The sequence below is a fragment of the Pedobacter folensis genome (assembly GCF_056490665.1).
The window spans coordinates 124,325-142,786 of record NZ_JBWJIF010000005.1 but is presented as its reverse complement, the minus strand read 5'-3'; the positions used below and the strand labels follow the sequence as shown (position 1 = coordinate 142,786).

At 38.8% G+C, this 18,462-nt stretch carries 17 protein-coding genes; 2 read left to right on the top strand and 15 right to left on the bottom strand.

Annotated features, from left to right (window positions below):
* Window positions 1-14 precede the first annotated feature (14 nt).
* The 14 genes from AC04QZ_RS23200 to AC04QZ_RS23135 all read right to left on the bottom strand — a co-directional run bounded on the left by AC04QZ_RS23200 (window position 15) and on the right by AC04QZ_RS23135 (window position 14,807).
* Complete coding sequence (locus AC04QZ_RS23200; RefSeq protein ID WP_478359647.1) at window positions 15-1,139, bottom strand: ATP-binding protein; 1,125 nt, start codon at window positions 1,137-1,139, stop codon at window positions 15-17.
* Between the two features lie 137 nt (window positions 1,140-1,276).
* A complete protein-coding gene (locus AC04QZ_RS23195; protein ID WP_478359646.1) occupies window positions 1,277-1,879 on the bottom strand; it encodes a CDP-alcohol phosphatidyltransferase family protein in 603 nt (200 codons plus the stop codon).
* 58 nt (window positions 1,880-1,937) lie between these two features.
* Entirely contained in the window at window positions 1,938-2,927 is a 990-nt protein-coding gene (locus AC04QZ_RS23190; protein ID WP_086547497.1) for an aspartate-semialdehyde dehydrogenase, read from the bottom strand.
* Between the two features lie 590 nt (window positions 2,928-3,517).
* Window positions 3,518-4,387 (bottom strand): sugar phosphate isomerase/epimerase family protein, encoded by an 870-nt coding sequence (locus AC04QZ_RS23185; RefSeq protein WP_478359645.1) that lies wholly within the window; start codon window positions 4,385-4,387, stop codon window positions 3,518-3,520.
* A 9-nt stretch (window positions 4,388-4,396) separates the two neighbouring features.
* Complete coding sequence (locus AC04QZ_RS23180; RefSeq protein ID WP_086547495.1) at window positions 4,397-5,272, bottom strand: sugar phosphate isomerase/epimerase family protein; 876 nt, start codon at window positions 5,270-5,272, stop codon at window positions 4,397-4,399.
* A gap of 12 nt (window positions 5,273-5,284) precedes the next feature.
* The gene (locus tag AC04QZ_RS23175) at window positions 5,285-6,175 is read right to left on the bottom strand and encodes a hydroxypyruvate isomerase family protein (RefSeq protein WP_478359644.1); all 891 of its coding nucleotides are present in this window, start codon (window positions 6,173-6,175) and stop codon (window positions 5,285-5,287) included.
* Window position 6,176: 1 nt separating this feature from the next.
* Complete coding sequence (locus tag AC04QZ_RS23170; RefSeq protein ID WP_478359643.1) at window positions 6,177-7,418, bottom strand: nucleoside permease; 1,242 nt, start codon at window positions 7,416-7,418, stop codon at window positions 6,177-6,179.
* 154 nt (window positions 7,419-7,572) lie between these two features.
* Window positions 7,573-8,253: a 3-keto-disaccharide hydrolase gene (locus tag AC04QZ_RS23165; RefSeq protein WP_086547492.1), complete on the bottom strand. Its 681-nt coding sequence runs from the start codon at window positions 8,251-8,253 to the stop codon at window positions 7,573-7,575.
* Window positions 8,254-8,302: 49 nt separating this feature from the next.
* On the bottom strand, window positions 8,303-9,760 hold the full coding sequence (locus AC04QZ_RS23160; RefSeq protein WP_086547491.1) for a Gfo/Idh/MocA family protein: 1,458 nt from the start codon (window positions 9,758-9,760) through the stop codon (window positions 8,303-8,305).
* 33 nt (window positions 9,761-9,793) lie between these two features.
* Window positions 9,794-10,177 carry a c-type cytochrome gene (locus tag AC04QZ_RS23155; protein ID WP_086547490.1) on the bottom strand — a complete coding sequence of 128 codons (384 nt, stop codon included), beginning with the start codon at window positions 10,175-10,177 and terminating at the stop codon, window positions 9,794-9,796.
* A 16-nt stretch (window positions 10,178-10,193) separates the two neighbouring features.
* Window positions 10,194-11,246 carry a sugar phosphate isomerase/epimerase family protein gene (locus AC04QZ_RS23150; protein ID WP_478359642.1) on the bottom strand — a complete coding sequence of 351 codons (1,053 nt, stop codon included), beginning with the start codon at window positions 11,244-11,246 and terminating at the stop codon, window positions 10,194-10,196.
* A 9-nt stretch (window positions 11,247-11,255) separates the two neighbouring features.
* Window positions 11,256-12,413, bottom strand: coding sequence for a Gfo/Idh/MocA family protein (locus AC04QZ_RS23145; protein WP_086547488.1), 1,158 nt, complete (start codon window positions 12,411-12,413; stop codon window positions 11,256-11,258).
* An 83-nt stretch (window positions 12,414-12,496) separates the two neighbouring features.
* On the bottom strand, window positions 12,497-14,197 hold the full coding sequence (locus tag AC04QZ_RS23140; RefSeq protein WP_478359641.1) for a GMC oxidoreductase: 1,701 nt from the start codon (window positions 14,195-14,197) through the stop codon (window positions 12,497-12,499).
* A gap of 25 nt (window positions 14,198-14,222) precedes the next feature.
* A complete protein-coding gene (locus tag AC04QZ_RS23135; RefSeq protein ID WP_478359640.1) occupies window positions 14,223-14,807 on the bottom strand; it encodes a gluconate 2-dehydrogenase subunit 3 family protein in 585 nt (194 codons plus the stop codon).
* Window positions 14,808-15,331: 524 nt separating this feature from the next.
* Between AC04QZ_RS23135 and AC04QZ_RS23130 the strand changes: the two genes are divergently transcribed.
* A complete protein-coding gene (locus AC04QZ_RS23130; RefSeq protein WP_086547485.1) occupies window positions 15,332-16,276 on the top strand; it encodes an NAD-dependent epimerase/dehydratase family protein in 945 nt (314 codons plus the stop codon).
* Window positions 16,277-16,349: 73 nt separating this feature from the next.
* On the top strand, window positions 16,350-17,078 hold the full coding sequence (locus tag AC04QZ_RS23125) for a YebC/PmpR family DNA-binding transcriptional regulator (protein ID WP_086547484.1): 729 nt from the start codon (window positions 16,350-16,352) through the stop codon (window positions 17,076-17,078).
* A 524-nt stretch (window positions 17,079-17,602) separates the two neighbouring features.
* On the opposite strand, the gene AC04QZ_RS23120 is transcribed toward AC04QZ_RS23125, so the two are convergent.
* Window positions 17,603-18,382, bottom strand: a complete 780-nt coding sequence (locus AC04QZ_RS23120) for a carboxylesterase family protein (protein ID WP_086547483.1) — start codon at window positions 18,380-18,382, stop codon at window positions 17,603-17,605.
* Window positions 18,383-18,462 lie beyond the last annotated feature (80 nt).

Genomic DNA, 18,462 nt, shown 5'->3' with positions numbered 1-18,462 from the left:
TTTATTGGCAAAGATTATATCAGAAAGCTGGTATAATTAGATTTATTTATAAAGTGTGTTTCATTGGTGTTGTATGCATCTAAAAAGGTTGATGGAAACCTGACTTTTTTATTTTCGTTCCATTTGATTTCTATTGCATTAATTTTTCCATCAATTTCTTCTATTAAATCAATTTCCTGCTGTTGAAAACTACGCCAAAAATAATATTTCGCATGTTTTCTTTTATTGTTACTGGCCTTTATATATTCTGAAACGATATAATTTTCGAAAAGCTGAGCAGCATCCTGTCTCAATCCGAGCATACTGAAATTTTCAATTACTGCATTGCGAATCCCTGTATCATAGAAGTATATTTTTTTGCTCTTCTTTATTTCGTTCCGGAGGTTACTGCTGTATGCACCTAACCTGAATACAACAAAACACTGTTCTAAAAGATCGATGTAACGCTCAACGGTTAGTTTATCTGCTTCAATCATTTGGCCGAGCTCAGTGTACGATACTTCATTACCAATCTGCAACGCTAAGGCTTGTACCAATTTTTCGAGTTGCAAAGGTTTTCTAATGCCTGTAAGCGATAAAATATCTTTAAAAAGATAACTATTGGTTAAGTTCAGCAATAACTCTTTTTCTTCCGCTGGATAATTGATGGCATCAGGATAAGAGCCATAAATTAATCTTTTTTCTAATGCCTGTTCTTCTGCAAGCAGGTTTGTATCTTCAACAAGCTCTGCTACTGAAAATGGAAAGAGGTGATATTCAAATTTTCTTCCGGTTAATGACTCTTTGATGCCAACAGCCAGATCTAAAGATGAAGAACCTGTAACCAAAAGTTGTACATGGGTAAAATTATCGACTATTAATTTTAATGTTAAACCAATATTTGTAACACGTTGTGCTTCGTCGATAAAAATAAATTTATTCGACCCAATAATTGATTTTAGCCGTTCGATGCTGATATCTGTTAGGGTTGCGCGGACGTTAGCTTCGTCGCAGTTTAGGAAAACAAAAGGTAATCCTGTTTTATCGACCAGCTGTTTTAACATAGTGGTTTTACCTACCTGCCTTGCGCCTGTAACTATAATTGCTTTTTGTTTAAAAAACTTAGATTCGATATGAGTTTGCAAACTTCTAATGATCATTTCATGATTTCGTTTTCGATAACAAATATAATCAAATTTAAAGCTAATCTCTTTTTTATATATAATTTAGTGATTACAATCTCTTTTTTATATATAATTTAGTGATTACGGTCGCTGTTTTATATGTTTTAACTGAGTTACCCATTAAACAGTTTATTGCGTTTAATATCTTTTCCCTGTCTGAGTTTTACAGCGTGATAAATAGTAGGCACATCATTTGTCCATTTTTTCAGGGTGAAAACAATGGCAAGTATTTCTAATCTGGTGGCCAGACCAATCCAAAGGCAAAGCTCAAATAGCACCACTGATTCGCAATGCACCATAATTTCGACCAGGGTAGCAAATAAAATTAAGGTCCAAACTTTGGCGCCGATCGAATGTGTGGCAATTTCCTTTTTAAATTTGATGTAGCTTAAAGCATAAGTTGAGGCCTCAAAAGCACCGAGTACAATCAGTTTTACCAGGTTGGCCTTAAAGAAATCGGGGCATTGAAGATAAGTCGCTACTGCAACCGAAATGAAAAATACCTGGTCAATACTGGAGTCTAAACGGCGTAACTTTTCTGAAGAGATATTGAGCTTTCTGGCAATTATTCCGTCGAAAACATCGGTTAATAAACCGATCGATAATAATGTAATCGCAAGAAAAGAATAGTGATTGGCATGGAAAAGGCTAAGTAAAATAATCCCGAAACCAATTAATAACCTGGTGTAAATTAAAGCAATGGGGATATGTTTCATGATTGGAGCGCGCATAAAAAAGCCCCGATAAATCGAGGCTTTTATTTAAATTTATTGATTAAACCAATTCTTTTTGAATCAGGTATTCGGCAATCTGAACGGCATTGGTTGCAGCACCCTTGCGTAAGTTATCGGCAACAATCCAAAGGTTTAATGCTTTTGGTGCCGACTCATCTCTGCGGATACGGCCTACAAAAACTTCATCTTTTTCATGCGCATCTTTTGGCATTGGATATTTTAGGTTGGCAACATCATCAACAACGATTATGCCTGGTGATTTTTCTAAAATACTACGCACTTCAGCTAAATCGAAATCATTTTCAAACTCAATGTTTACCGATTCTGAGTGACCGCCCATTACCGGGATACGAACCGTAGTAGCCGTAACTTTAATGCTATCGTCGCTCATGATTTTGTTGGTTTCCTTCACCATTTTCATTTCTTCTTTGGTATATCCGTTCTCCATGAAAACATCAATATGAGGAAGAACATTTAAATCAATTTCGTACGGATAAGCTTTAGGACCATCAACGCCTTTACGCTCATTCATTAATTGTTCAACTGCTTTAACACCTGTACCGGTAACCGATTGGTAAGTAGAAACCACCACACGTTTAATTTTGTATTTATCGTGCAAAGGTTTTAAAACCACAACCATTTGAATGGTAGAACAATTCGGGTTAGCAATGATTTTGTTATCGATAGAAAGCTCGTGTGCATTAACTTCCGGTACAATTAATTTAATTGCAGGATCCATTCTCCAGGCAGATGAATTATCAATAACAGTTGTTCCCGCTTCTTTAAAACGTGGAGCATGCTCTAATGAAGTATTTCCACCTGCAGAAAACAAAGCGATATCTGGTTTCATGCTGATTGCAGTATCCATGCTAACAATTGGGAACTTCTTACCCTTAAAAGTAATTTCCTTACCAACACTCTTTTCTGATGCTACGGGAATCAACTCTGTTAAAGGGAAATTTCTTTCCTCCAATACTTTTAACATGACAGTGCCTACCAATCCGGTGGCACCTACTACTGCTACTTTCATTTTAAATTTTAATTATATATTATTAAACATTTGATATAAGCCCAAATATGCTAAAAATTAAGCTTATATCCCCATTGTTACCAATTAAATTTGCTTTTAATATTTAAAATCTTACTTTTTCAATAGAAAATAAGGCTTAGCGTATAAAGTTTTGGGCAGTAAAAAACCACATTAAAAATTGTCGTTCTTTGTTTTGGAAAGCAGGTTCCTGTGCATATCGGTTGCGAAGGCCCTGCTATCACTATAATCTTTTTAAACAATAACGGTCAAAATTTATGGTCATTGCAATTAAAAAGTATTGCCGTTCTATCAGGTTTAAATAACTGAGGGCAGTCTTTCTAATAATAGAGGAAATTTTAATTCGGTAAATCCGCGTTAGGGATTGTAAGGATTTAGTGCCAATTTTTTATTGGTACCGGAGAAAAGCGCAGCCCTGAAAAGCCCGACCCTTTCCCGTATTTCAGGGGAAAGGGTAACGCCCAAATCAGTTTGCCATTAGAAATTCTTTTTTTATAACCCTCGCAGATTCAATTCGGTGTAATAGCCTTAATGAGGGCCATGCCGTTTAAAAAACTGCGAGGGTTAGTAAATTAAATCAAATTAGCTTTAATATAATCGCAGCTTGTTTTGATCGAACCTACCGGATCAGGTTGATAATTGGTTTCGTGCTCTACAAAAAAGTGTTGCATACCAGATAATTTTGCCTGGGCAAAAATGCTTTTAAAATCAATAGCACCTTTGCCAACTTCGGTATTCCATTCTGGTTTGGCTTTGTCCATATCTTTCACATGCCACATTGGGAAACGGCCCGGGTATTTTTTAAACAAGGCTAAAGGATCGTTACCTGAGCGTACTACCCAGTATAAATCCATTTCGAAATTTACCAGGTTTTTATCAGTTTCGCTTAAGTAAACATCGTAACCGGTGGTATCACCTAATTTTTTAAATTCGAAATCGTGGTTGTGGTAAGCGAATTTTAAACCAGATGCTTTTGCAATTTCAGCAACCTTATTAAAATCATCAGCCGTTTTCTTGAAACCATCTACACCTTTGCTCATATCTACATGTGCACCGGCAATGGTAAAGAATTTGCCACCAATGGCTGCTGAAGATTCGATATCGGCTTTTAATCTGTCTGTTTTTCCGGTTTTTACAAAATCATCCATATGATAATGGCCACTTGGTGCTTTTAAACCATTTGCATCTAACAGTGCTTTAAATTCTTTTGGCGTTAAGCCCCAGAATTTTCCATTAGCAAAACCATAGGTCTCTACTTCCTTATAGCCGGCTTGTGCTACTTTTTCGATGATGCCTTTTACATCTTTTGGCAGTTCGTTACGTAAAGAGTACAATTGTAGACCAATATTTTTATTTACTTTATCAAAAGCAAACGACGGAATTAACAATGCCGCTCCGGCAGCTAATCCTGCCTGTTTTAAGAATGTTCTTCTTGAATTCATCTCTTAAATTTAAATAATTTCTTTTTTAATATATGCGCAGCTTGCTGCAACAGATTCCATCGGGTTTGGCTTGTAATTGGTTTCGTGCTCTACAAAGAAGTGTTTCATACCCGAAAGTTTTGCATCCGCAAAAATAGGTTTGAAGTTAATCGAGCCTGTTCCTACTTCTGCATTTAATGCCGGATCTGCTTTATCCATATCTTTAACATGCCACATGGTAAAACGGCCTGGATTTTCTTTAAATAATTTGATCGGATCGTTACCTGAGCGTACTACCCAATATAAATCAAGTTCGAAATCAACAAGGTTTTTATCGGTTCCTTTTAACAGGATTTCGTAACCAGTGGTATCACCTTGTTTCTCGAATTCGAAATTGTGGTTGTGGTAAGCTAACCTGATACCCGCTTCTTTCGCCAGTTTTCCGGCTTCGTTGATTTTAACTGCAATTTTTTTGTAGTCCTCAGCACTTTTTCTGATGCTTTCATCTAACCAGGGAATGGTTACATATTCACTTCCCAACACTTTAGCCGCTGCAATTGCTGCTTTTAATTCCTCAGTGTTTCCATCGGTTAAATAACTGCCTAAACCGTAGTGACCGCTTGGCGCAGTTAATCCGTTGTCATCAAGCAATTTTTTAAATTCGGCTGGTGTTAAGCCCCAAAACTGATCTTTTATAGAAAAACCATAAGTTTCAACCTCCTTAAAGCCAGCTTTAGCTACTTTAGCCAATGTTCCTTTTACATCTTTCGGAAGCTCATCCCTTAAAGAGTATAATTGCAAACCCACTAATTTTTTATCATTGGCTACACAAGCGAAGGATGGAACCAAAAGTGCTGCCGCTGCAGCCATACTCGTATTTAATATAAAATTTCTTCTTGATAACATAGGTGTATTTTTTTAGATGTCGCAAATAGAAACTGCCTTTTTTAAAGAAGCTAATTTGTCAGCGTTTTTAGGTATAAATTCTTGTGCAACGAAACCTTTAAAGCCAGTTTCGGCAATGGCTTTCATGATTGCAGGATAATATAGTTCCTGCGTATCATCTATCTCATTTCTACCCGGAACACCGGCGGTGTGGTAGTGGGCGATATACTGATGGTGATCTCTGATGTTTCTGATTACATCTCCCTCATCAATCTGCATATGATAGATATCGTATAACAATTTGAAGTTTTCAGATCCTAAGCGTTTGCAAAGCTCGGCGCCCCATGAAGTTCTATCACATTGGTAATCTTTATGATTAATTTTGCTGTTTAACAGCTCCATTACCAATACAACATTGTGCTTTTCGGCCAAAGGGATTAACTGTTTCAATCCTTTCACACAATTGTTCCAACCGGTTTCATCATCCTTACCACGACGGTTTCCGCTAAAACAAATTAGGTTTTTGTATCCGGCTTCGGCAACAAGCGGAATCATTGCAGTATAGTTTTGAATTAACTTTTCGTGGAATTTCTCGTCGTTAAAACCATCCACTAAATTAATCTCTGCACCATTACACATGGTCGATACTAATCCATGTTTTTTTAAAGTCGGCCAATCTTTTGGTCCAACTAAATCTATGCCTGTAATACCGATTTTTTTAGCTTCAACACAAAGTGTTTCTACATCTAAACCGCTAAAACACCAGCGGCAAACGGCATGATTAATATTTCCTTTTAGCCTTAATGGCTGATCTGATTCTGATTTATCCATTGCTAATGCTGAAAATCCTGAAGAAACACCAATTGCAGCGGTTCCTGCGATGATGTTCTTTAAAGCATTTCTTCTATTTACGTTCGAGGCCATATTAAACTGCTTTAGCGTCTATTTCAGACTTGGTTTTATCGTTGAAAACCAGTGCAAATAATATAAATACCACTAGTGCAATTCCAGCTGGTATAATCCAGATCATTTTCCAGTCCATTACGCCGTCTGCTGCTTTGTAAGCATCAGAAATTTTACCAGCTACAGCAAATCCAATTAACATACCTACACCATAAGTAGCTAAGGTAATTAAACCCTGAGCTGAACTTTTAAAACGTTCACCAGCTTTAGAGTTGGTATAAATCTGTCCGGAAACGAAAAAGAAATCGTAGCAAACACCATGTAAGGCAATCCCCAGGATTAGCATGAAGCTCAATTCGCCGGCGTTACCATAAGCAAATAATGCATAACGTACTGCCCAAGCCAGCATACCCACCAGGATGGTCATTTTAAAACCGAACCTTTTAAAGAATATCGGAATAAACAATAAGAAAATAACTTCTGAAGCCTGGCCAATGGTCATTTTTCCGGTAGGGTTATCCATACCAATATTGGAAAGGAATGGATTTGCATTCTGGTAGTAAAAAGCCAAAGGAATACAAATCAAAATAGATGAAATAAAGAAAATCAAGAAGTTTCTGTCTTTCAAAAGTTTTAAAGCATCAAGACCTAATACATCAGAAACTGTAATTTTTTCGTCTGAAGAAACTTTAGGCGGCGTTTTTGGTAGCGTAAAGCTGAACAAGCCTAAAACTAAAGATACTATACCTGCCATTAAGAAAGTATTTTTCAATAAGCCAGCTTCTGTACTTTCTTTTGAATCCCAGTGGAAGAAATAACTGATTAATAAACCTGCAGCAATCCAGCCTAATGTACCCCAGATGCGGATTGATGAGAACTCTTTTTCCGGATCTTTCATTTGATTGAAAGAAACTGAGTTAACCAAAGCCAGTGTTGGCATAAAAAGGATCATGTAGCCCAATACATATGGGTAAAATACGCTAACATCGGTAGCGTTGTACATTTGATACATTAATACTGCACCAATGATGTGCAACACACCTAAAATTCTTTCAGCGTTAAAATACCTGTCGGCTATTAAGCCCACAATAAAAGGAGCGATGATGGCGCCCCATGATTGGGTTGAAAATACAGCTCCGGTTTCTGAGCCCGTGGCTTTAAGGTTGTTTCCTAAGAAAGTTCCAAGTGTTACAAACCAGGCGCCCCAGATAAAAAATTCCAGGAACATCATGGCAGAGAGTTTAAAGCGAGTAGTGTTATTCATTTGGTTTATATAAGGTTTTAAGGTTAAAGGTATAGGGTGTAAGGTTAATGCGAAAGCGGGCAAACTTTATGCTTCCCCGCCCGCAAACTCAAATATATGGTTAAAGCGAAAGAAAAGAAACCTTCAGCCTTCTACCTTACGCCTTCAACCTGATTTATAGTTCTTTAATAGAGATGTTTTTGTACCAAACTTCATCTCCGTGATCCTGTAAGGCAATTTTACCGGTTTTAAAAGTTCCCCAGTTTTCCCATGTTGCAAACTTGCTGCCTGCAACAATTTTTTTCCAGTTATCGTCCCAAAGGGTGGTTTTTACTATTTCAACACCGTTTAAAATTAATGTTAATTTGCCTTTTTTGCTAATGATTTCAGCTTTGTTCCATTCGCCAACAGCTTTAACGGGCTCTGATGAACTTTTTACCAGGTCGTATAAATCGCCGGCGCGGTGTTTTGTAATTTTTCCATCCGGGTGGCCATCGTTATCAATAACCTGCATTTCTAAACCTGTAGAATAGGTAGCGTGGTATTTAGGTTCTTCATGAACATAAAAAATTAAACCGCTATTTGCTTTTGGAGCTACCTTCCACTCATATTTTAAATGGAAATCGCCGTATTCTTTGTCGGTAACCAAATCACCGCCGCCATCTTTACCTTTGGTTGCTAAATCTAAATGCAGGGCACCATCCTGAACCTGCCAGGCACTGCCAACCGTAGTTTTATTGTAAGTATGCCAGCCTGTTGTTGTTTTGCCGTCAAAAAGTGGCTTAAAGCCCTTTTGAGCTTTTGATATTTGTGTTACCGCTAACAAGATGCAAGCAGAAAGAAAGATTTTTTTCATTTTTTTTAAATAAAACCTGATGGGATTTAAACCGATCAGGTTAGGATAATTAAAGAGTTAAATTGTTCCAGCCTTTACGGTATTCGCGTTTTACAAACTGGTTTGCTTCGTCAAAATTGGTAACTTTCATATTGTCGTTATCCCAAAGCATTTTAGTGTACCGGCCTGGGTAAGTAGTCTTACCATTTACAGTTTTTTGGATATCGAAACTTCTGATTGCCAGATTCGCCATCAGTAAAGCTTCTGTTAACGGACCTGCAATTTCGAAAGGCGAACTTACTTCCTGTTTGCCATAACCCGCAATTGCGGCTTCAACCCATTGTTTATAGTGGCCATTTGCGCCATCTGGTACACGCGTGTATTTTGGCGCCACTTTAATGTCTTTGTTTTTACTTAATGGCAATAATTTTGGGTTTGCACTATAAGTTTCAGACATCATTTTACCTTTAGTTCCGATAAACAAGGTACCATTACCACCATCGCCAAAAGTTTCGTTTGCTTCTAATTCTTCAGGGCGTTCGGGCTGGATACCACCGTCCATCCAGTGTAGCGTAACATCACCTTTGGTTTTATTCGTTTTCGGGAATTTTAAGGTCACATGGCTTGATGGCGGGCAGCTTTCAGGGAAATAACCGCGTTTAAATTCATCTACATAAACAGAGCCTACGCTGGCCTCAACCTCTTTTGCATATTTTAAGTTTAATACACTGAAAGGCGCTTCGATTAAGTGACAGCCCATGTCGCCCAGGGCACCAGTACCATAATCCCACCAGCCACGCCAGTTAAAAGGCACCAATTTATCTATAAAATCTTTTTCAGGCGCAGTACCTAACCATAGGTTCCAATCTAATTCTGCAGGAATTTCGGCTTTTTTTGTTGGGCGGGGAATGCCTTGTGGCCAAACCGGTCTATCAGTCCACGCGTAAACGGTGTGTACATCGCCAATTAAACCAGCTTCATACCACTCTTTCATTTGGCGCGGACCATCGTTTGATGCACCTTGATTTCCCATTTGGGTTACCACTTTATATTTTTTTGCAGCTGCGGTTAGAATACGCGCCTCATAAATATCATGTGTTAAAGGTTTTTGCACATAAACGTGTTTACCCAATTGCATCGCTGCCAAAGCCTGTATGGCATGGTTATGATCAGGAGTAGAAACAGACACAGCATCGAAATTTTTATGTTCCTTATCTAACATTTCGCGCCAATCTTTATAGTATTTTGCTTTAGGAAAAGCTTTAACACTATTTGCTGCACGGCGATCGTCTACATCGCATAAAAAGGCAATGTCTGCTTTTCCGCTTTTGTAAAACATATTTAAATCGCTTTGGCCTTTTCCGCCAACACCAATGCCGGCAACCAATAAACGATCGCTTGGTGCTAAATAACCGGGTCCACCTAAAACATGGCGGGGCACGATCATAAACGCAGCAGCGGCAATAGCTGTGGTCTTAATAAAATCACGGCGGTTACTCGTGTTTTTATTTTCTTGCTCTGTTTTCATCTGTAGTAAATCGATTTGCTAATTTGGTTAAAATTATTTTTTTAGGGATAAAATGTACTTTACCATTAATTTTGCATCGTCTTTTTTAAGTGTAGCGTGAGCAGTCATTGGCATGTTGCCCCAAACGCCTGTTCCACCTTTAATAATCTTATCGGCTAACATATTGATGTTTTTCTCGGTAGCCGGATATTTTTTGGCAATTTCTACGTAAGCCGGACCAATAATTTTGTTGGTCTTGTTATGGCAACCCAGACAGTCTGATTTGTTGATCAGTTTTTCTCCCGGATTGGATTGAAAAGCAGCATGCTTCGTCATTGTTGCTGTTGCAACTACAGTTTTCTCTCTCGATAAATCAGCCTTTGAAAACGACGCCATAAAAATGACTACGGCGCCTAAAATTAAAAATGTTTTTTTCATGTGTGTTTTGTTATTCTTATAATCCTAATATTCTTTTATTGAAAGCGCTATCACTACCCGATGCTGCAAAATCGTCAAATGCTTTATCAGTTACGTTAATGATATTGTTTTTGATAAACGCTGCGCCTTCACGGGCACCATCTTGCTGGTTTTTAATACAGCATTCCCATTCCATAACGGCCCAACCTTTAAAATCATATTGCGCCAATTTACTAAAAATGGTTTTAAAATCAACCTGACCATCACCCGGTGAGCGGTAACGACCAGCACGGTTTGCCCAACTCTGGTATCCACCAAAAGTGCCTTGTTTGCCTGTAGGGTTAAATTCTGCATCTTTAACATGAAAGGCTTTTATGCGTTCGTGGTAAAAATCGATGTACTGAATGTAATCCAATTGTTGCAACACAAAGTGAGATGGGTCATACAATAAGCATGCCCGAGGATGATTATTTACTGCAGCGAGGAACATTTCGTAGGTTTCGCCATCAAATAAATCTTCGCCAGGATGTATTTCGTAGCAAACATCAACGCCACATTGGTCGAATTCGTTTAAGATAGGCGTCCAGCGTTTTGCCAATTCTGCAAAACCTTCTTCAACCAATCCCGCCGGGCGTTGTGGCCAGGGGTGGAAATATTGCCACAATAATGATCCACTAAATGTGGCATGGGCATTTAAACCTAAGTTCTGAGAGGCTTTAGCCGCATATTTTATTTGTTGCACAGCCCACTCTGTTCTTGCTTTTGGGTTTTTGTGTACTTCTTTTGGTGCAAAGGCATCAAACAAATCATCGTAAGCAGGGTGCACCGCAACCAGCTGACCTTGTAAGTGTGTAGAAAGTTCAGTAATTTCTAAGCCATAAGAGGCGATTTTTCCTTTCAGTTCATCAGCATAGGTTTTGCTTTCAGCAGCCTTTTGCAGATCAATAAATCTTGCATCTAAGGTTGGCATCTGAATGCCTTTAAAACCTAAACCTGCTGCCCATTCACAAATGCTGTCAAGGGAGTTAAATGGGGCTTCGTCGCTTATAAACTGTGCTAAAAATACTGCTGGTCCTTTTATCGTTGTCATGCTTGATTGTTATAATTTATAATCTAACCACTTTTGGTCTGATTGGCTGGAGGCCACTACATTCTCGATAAATGCCATACCTCTAATGCCATCCTCAGTACCTGGAAAGTCTAACATTGCAGCTGTAGGTTGTTCGTTATTCAACTTCGCATCTACTGTTAATGCGAAATTTCTATAAATATTTGCAAATGCTTCCAAGTAACCTTCCGGGTGGCCACCTGGTGTACGGGTATTGTGCTGAGCGAAACTACCCATGTAACCGTTGCCTGTTCTGTAAATTTGAGCAGGTGCATTTAACCATTTCACAATTAAGGTGTTTGGTTCCATCTGGTGCCATTCCATACCACCTTTTTCGCCATAAACTTTAATTTTCAAAGCATTTTCTTCTCCGGCAGCAATTTGCGATGCTACCAGAACACCGTTAGCACCATTATCGAATTTTAACAATACGTTTCCATCATCGTCAATCGCTCTACCTGGAACAACAATATTTAAATCTGCACAGATTTTAGTGATTTTTAAACCAGTGATATATTCTGCCAAATGAGCGGCGTGTGTGCCGATATCACCCATGCTACCGCTTTTTCCGGTTTTAGATGGATCGGTGCGCCAGGCTGCCTGTGCATTTCCTTCACGCTCAGATAGGGTACTTAACCAGCCCTGAGGATATTCGACCATGATTTTTCTGATTGCACCCAAAGCACCTTCACTCACCATTTGTTTGGCTTGTTTAACCATTGGATAACCCGAGTAGGTGTGGGTTAAACATAGTGTTAAGCCAGTTTCTTCTACTTTAGCTTGCAGCTGTTTTGCTTCTTCTAAAGTTAAGGTCATCGGTTTTTCGATGACTACGTTAAAACCTTTATCCAAAGCCATCATTGCAGGGGCAAAGTGAGCAAAATTTGGCGTAACGATGGTTACAAAATCGATTCTTTCATCTGCTGGCAATTCACTTTCCTTCGTCAGCATTTCTTCGTAATTGGTATAAATTCTGTTATCCGGAAGAAAAAGGAGTTTTCCAGATTCGTAGCCAATTTCAGGATTTACACTTAAAGCTCCGGCAGATAATTCAATAAGGCCATCCATGTTGGCAGCCAAACGGTGTACGGCACCGATAAAAGCGTCTTTTCCACCGCCTATCATGCCCATTCTTAATTTTCTTTTCATTTTTGAGATATGGGGTATAGGGCTAAAGGCTTAGGGCATAGGAGATTAAACCCTATACCTTAAACCCTTTACCTTAAACCTTTCTAGATATTCTTTTTCTTTAATTCTTTTACAGCGTAATCGCAGGCACGGGCAGTTAAAGCCATAAATGTTAACGATGGGTTTTGGCAAGCGATTGATGGCATACACGATCCGTCGGTTACAAAAACGTTATTTACTTCGTGCATCTGGTTCCATTTATTCAATACAGAAGTTTTAGGATCATTACCCATACGTGCGGTACCCATTTCGTGGATCGCCATACCTGGATAACAGCCATTATCGAATGTTTTGATGTTTTTCATACCGGCCTTTTCTAACATTTCGGCAGCATCATTCATCATATCCACACGCATTTTTTTCTCGTTTTCTTTGTACTCGCAATCGATAGCCAATACGGGTTGTCCCCATTTGTCTTTTTTGGTTTTATCGATGTATACCTTGTTTTCGTAATAAGGTAACATTTCTCCGAAACCGCCCAAGCCCATAGACCATTTGCCTGGGGTGGTCATTTTTTGTTTTAAATCGGCACCGAAAGATAGTTCAGCCACATCACCTTGCCAGTTTGCCCTGCTTGCACCGCCCTGATAACCAAAACCACGCAGGTAATCGCGTTTATCGTTTCCGATATTCTGATACCTCGGGATATAAATTCCGTTTGCACGGCGTCCGTAAGTGTATTTATCGTCAAAACCTTCAGCTTCTCCAGATGCTCCGCAACGGAAATGGTGATCCATTAAATTGTGCCCTAACTGTCCGCTTCCATTGCCCAACCCGTTTGGATGTGCTTCTGATGTAGAGTTTAATAAAACGAATGTTGAGCCTAATGTAGAACCATTTACAAAAACGATTTTAGCATAAAATTCCATCGTTTTGTTGGTTTCAGCATCAATAACCATTACACCTTTGGCTTTTTTAGTGTCTTTATCATAAATAATATGATTTACGATAGAGTACGGCCTTAACGTTAAACGTTTAGTTGCCATAGCCGCTGGCAGGGTAGAAGATTGTGTGCTGAAATATGCACCAAACGGACAACCACGGCTACATAAATTTCTGTACTGGCAATTGCCACGGCCTTTATGTGGTACAGTAAGATTGGCTACACGGCCAATCATCATGATCCGTTCTCTTTTGTAATGTTCTTCGATACGTGCTTTTACCGATTTTTCAACAATGTTTAAATCCATTGGAGGTAAAAACTGTCCGTCAGGGCAGGTAGGCCAGTTTTCTTTCGAACCACTGATTCCTGCAAAACGTTCAGCATAATCGTACCAAGGCGAAAGTTCTGCATATCGAACCGGCCAGTCGCTTCCATGTCCGTCTCTTGCGTTATCTTCAAAGTTATGATCACTTAACCGGTAACTTTGGCGACCCCACATTAACGATTTTCCACCCACGTGGAAACCACGGTACCAGTCGAAACGTTTATCTTCAGTATATGGGCATTCTAAATCGTTTACCCACCATTTTTCGTTTGCTTCCTGGTAAGGATAATCTCTTTTTTGCACAGGGTGAGTACGTTTTTGCTCTTCGGTAAGTTTACCTGCATGTTTAAAATCCCATGGATTTTTCATGGCCGTTTCGTAACCGGTAATGTGCTCGATGTTCATTCCTCTTTCGAGCATTAACACGCGTAAGCCCTTTTCAGTAAGTTCTTTTGCAGCCCAGCCGCCACTAATCCCCGATCCTATTACAATAGCATCGTAAGTGTTTTCTGCTTTTAAATTTGTATTTAAATTCATGATGTTTTGTTGTTGGAGTTAGAAATTAGGTTGCCCAGGATTTTTGACCTGGTTTTAATGGTGCATTGCCATCATATCGGCCTGGAATAAGCACGTATTCGCGTGCTTTGGTGCAACCAATTTCTGAAGAATAATAACCGAGTAAGGTTAAATCTCTTGCGGTAATAAAAAAGTAAGCTAAATCTTTATTCTCTTCAGATTTGCTCTCTTTTTGGGCAAGCGCAATGGCCCTTAAATCGATCATGAGTTTTTTACGCTCAGCTGGTGTTAAAGTGATATAACTTTTTCCGAAATCTTTCTTTGATTTAGCCTGAAGATCTTTAAAGCCTTGTGCAAATGAGGTTTGCATGGCAGCAGGATAACAATCTTTCATCATCATTGGAATAAATTTTCCTAAGCCTGCAGCTTTGGCACCAGCAGATGATTTGGTCGTCGGGACAATAATATCAGCAAATTCAGCAAAAATCTTTTCGTCTTCCAATGAATAGAGGACAAAGTTCTTTTCGTTTTCCGGGAGCGTAAAACTTTCAAATAAAACGCCCATTGTACTTGCCGAGATTGCTCCTCCCAGCAAAAATGCAACGTTTTTGAGTGCTTCTCTTCTGTGCATCGTCTTTATGATTTTATATATTGGTTACTTATGTGTTGAATTAGTAATATTAGAAAAAATATAACGGAAAGATTAATTTTTTACAGTTAAATTATTGATACGCAACGTGATTGTTACTCCGAATAATTATTCTAAATAAGTAGTTTTTTATTGCTCTATTGTTGTTTAAAGCAGGTTTTTGTCGTCATTTTACTTGGTGTAAAAAGTACATTTAGTACAGGTAAGCGTATTATTTACTAATAAATTTAAAAACGCCCGTTTTTTAAGGAAAAAATTAGTCGAAACCAGATTTTTTTTGAAGTAATTATAGCTTTAGGTTATACACAGGTAATGGTGTAATTCAGCTCATTTGATGGCGCTGAAATTATGGACTTATAGCTAGAGAAATGGCAGGATAAAAGTTTTTGGATGATAGATATGAGTTATGATTATCCTGATGTTCATAACTGAAGTTATACACTAAGTATAAATATTTTATTGCCTTTTATCTCATTTTTTTACCTTTGCTCAATCTCAAAAAAATTATGCAAGAAAAAATTGTTGTTTTAGGCTCTAACGGGCAAATTGGTACCGAGTTGGTAACCATGTTACGTAAAATATATGGTGATGATCATGTAGTTGCATGCGATATACGCAGGCCGGATTATGATATCAAAAACTCTGCACCGTTTGAATTTGTGAATGTACTTGATAAAGAAATGATCAATGGTATTTTTCATAAATACAGACCAACACAGGTTTACCTTTTAGCGGCTTTATTATCGGCCACAGGAGAGCAAAATCCAAAGCTAGCCTGGGATTTAAATATGAATGGCTTATTGAATGTTTTAGATTTAGCTTTAGAATATAAAACTGCAAAAGTTTATTGGCCAAGTTCTATTGCTGTATTTGGTCCGAATTCGCCGAAAGATAATACCTCACAATATTGTGTAATGGATCCGAATACCGTTTACGGAATCAGTAAACTGGCAGGAGAGCGTTGGTGCGAATATTATAACCAAAAATACGGATTGGATGTGCGTAGTATCCGTTATCCGGGATTAATCAGCTGGAAAGCTGCCCCAGGTGGTGGAACTACAGATTATGCCATCCACATTTTCCACGATGCATTGAAAAAAGGAAGTTACCAGAGTTTCTTAAGTGCAGATACCGAGTTACCAATGATGTATATGGATGACGCGATCCGCGGTACAATTGAGCTGATGGATGCACCGGCCGATCAGATTTCAGTGCGCAGCAGCTATAATTTTGGTGGCGTAAGTTTTACACCGGAGGTTTTGGCTGCCGAAATCAGAAAACATATTCCGGAATTTACCTTAACTTACGGCGCTAACGATCCTCGTCAGCAAATTGCAAACAGCTGGCCACGTTCTATCGACGATAATTATGCGGCGAAAGATTGGGGATGGAAACCAGAATTCGATTTATCGAAACTAACAGCAGATATGTTAAAAAATTTAAAAAAATAATATAAAGGTAGAGGGTTGGAAGGTTGAAGGCATAAGGTCTCATATTTCAAATCTTATATCTCAATACGACAAAATGGGAAGAGCATTCGAATTTAGAAAAGAGAGAAAATTTAAGCGTTGGGCCAAAATGGCGGTTCAGTTTACGCGTATTGGTAAAGATATCGTAATGGCGGTTAAGGAATCAGGGCCTCATCCGGAAACCAACTCCCGTTTACGTACGGCAATGCAAAATGCGAAAGCCGTAAACATGCCAAAAGATCGGGTAGAAGCTGCAATTAAGCGTGCATCTGATAAATCGATGGCTAACTATGAAGAAATTGTATACGAGGGTTATGCGCCACACGGTGTAGCCGTTTTAATTGAAACTGCTACTGACAATACCAATCGTACGGTTGCCAATGTTCGTAGTTATTTTAATAAAACGGATGGCTCTTTGGGTAAAACCGGGTCATTGGATTTTATTTTTAACCGCAAATCTATTTTCCGTTTTGTACCTGCAGAAGGTTTAGACCTGGAAGAATTAGAGTTCGAATTAATTGATGCTGGTTTAGAGGAACTTTATGTAGAGGCCGATGAAGAAGGCAATGATATTGCTGTTGCGCAGGGCGCATTCGAAAACTTTGGCTCTTTGCAAAAAGCATTAGAGGAGAAAGGCATCGAGTTAAAAAGTTCAAAATTAGAGCGTATTGCTTTATCTCATCACGAAGTTACAGAAGAGCAAGCTGCTGATGTTATGAAATTGATCGATAAACTGGAGGAAGATGATGATGTGCAGGCCGTTTACCATAATATGGCGGAGTAACATCAATTAGATATTTATAGAAAAAGGTCCCGGTTTTGCATCGGGACCTTTTTTGTTTGCGCTGATCGTCACCCTGAATTTATTTCAGGGGCTATCCAGATTGCTATTGAAACCAGTTCAGTATGAAGGATTATTCTATTTAATCCAGAGATCATAGAACTTAATCGTATCAATTGATGCCCTCAGGTGGTCAATATTATTTTGGAAAACAATGGTTTGATGCGTTTCGGTTACAGCGGTCCCGCCATCATTCCAAGTCCTCGGCCTCGTTCCTCACCCTGCGGGCTTTCCATTTTGTCGGGTTTAGGTTAATAGGTTAACCCGGGTAAATTAAACCTGACAGAAGCGGGCACGAGTCCCGATTTTTTCAATCGGGGTGAGTAAAGCGGATGGCAGGACTTTCGGAACCGATAAGATACCGAACCCTGCTTTTCTAATTCTTTTAATCTGATCATCACCCTGAGTTTATTTCAGGGTCTAGCCAGATAGATACTGAAACAAGTTCAGTATGACGGACCGTTCTATTATTTCTTATGCGAAAACAACCAGCTTAACAACTCCGGTTCGGCAAAGGCGCTGTCCCAGCTATTGTGGTTGGCATTTGGATACAGGGTAAACTTCACTTCATCGCCAACCGTTTTCAAACGTTCAGCAATGGCAATAGAAAAAGCCGGATCAACAACATCATCTTTTGCACCATGAAAAATCCATAAGGGTATTTTCTGGTATTTTTTAATGTTGTTGGTATTGTCTCCACCACAAATGGCAATGGCTGCGGCAAATTTACGGCGTTCCCTTCTTAACAATTCGTAGGTACCCATTGCGCCCATCGATAAACCACCTACATATACCTGTTTTTTATTAACATAGGGTTTATTAAGGAAGTTTTTAACCATTCCCTGCAGCGCATGCATAATTTTGGTTGGTTTGCCACCCTCTACAAAACTGATTCTTCTTTTGCCTTTGGCATCTCTCTCAAAATTGGCATTTGCCCAAAAATCGTTTGATGGGCATTGTGGGAAAACCACAATAGCAGGGAAATTTTTGCGTAGGTCATTTTTTAAAAACAATTTTCCACCGTGTACGAGCTGACTGGCATTATCATTCCCTCTTTCGCCACTTCCATGGAGAAAGAAGATGATTGGATATTTTTGATCGGGATTAAAATTCTCAGGAAACAGAATTCTGTAGTAAATAGAGTCCTTTCCTTTGATGTAGCTTCCCTTGTCGTATTTTTTTAAGTCTTGAGCGTTTAAAAAGAGTACAGAAAAAAGAATGCAGATAGTTAGAATAATCTTTTTCATCTGTTTAAGATTGTTTTAATGGTAATGAAGCGATCATCATTTGTTATTACCCTGTGTTTTTTGATCAATTATGAAGGTTT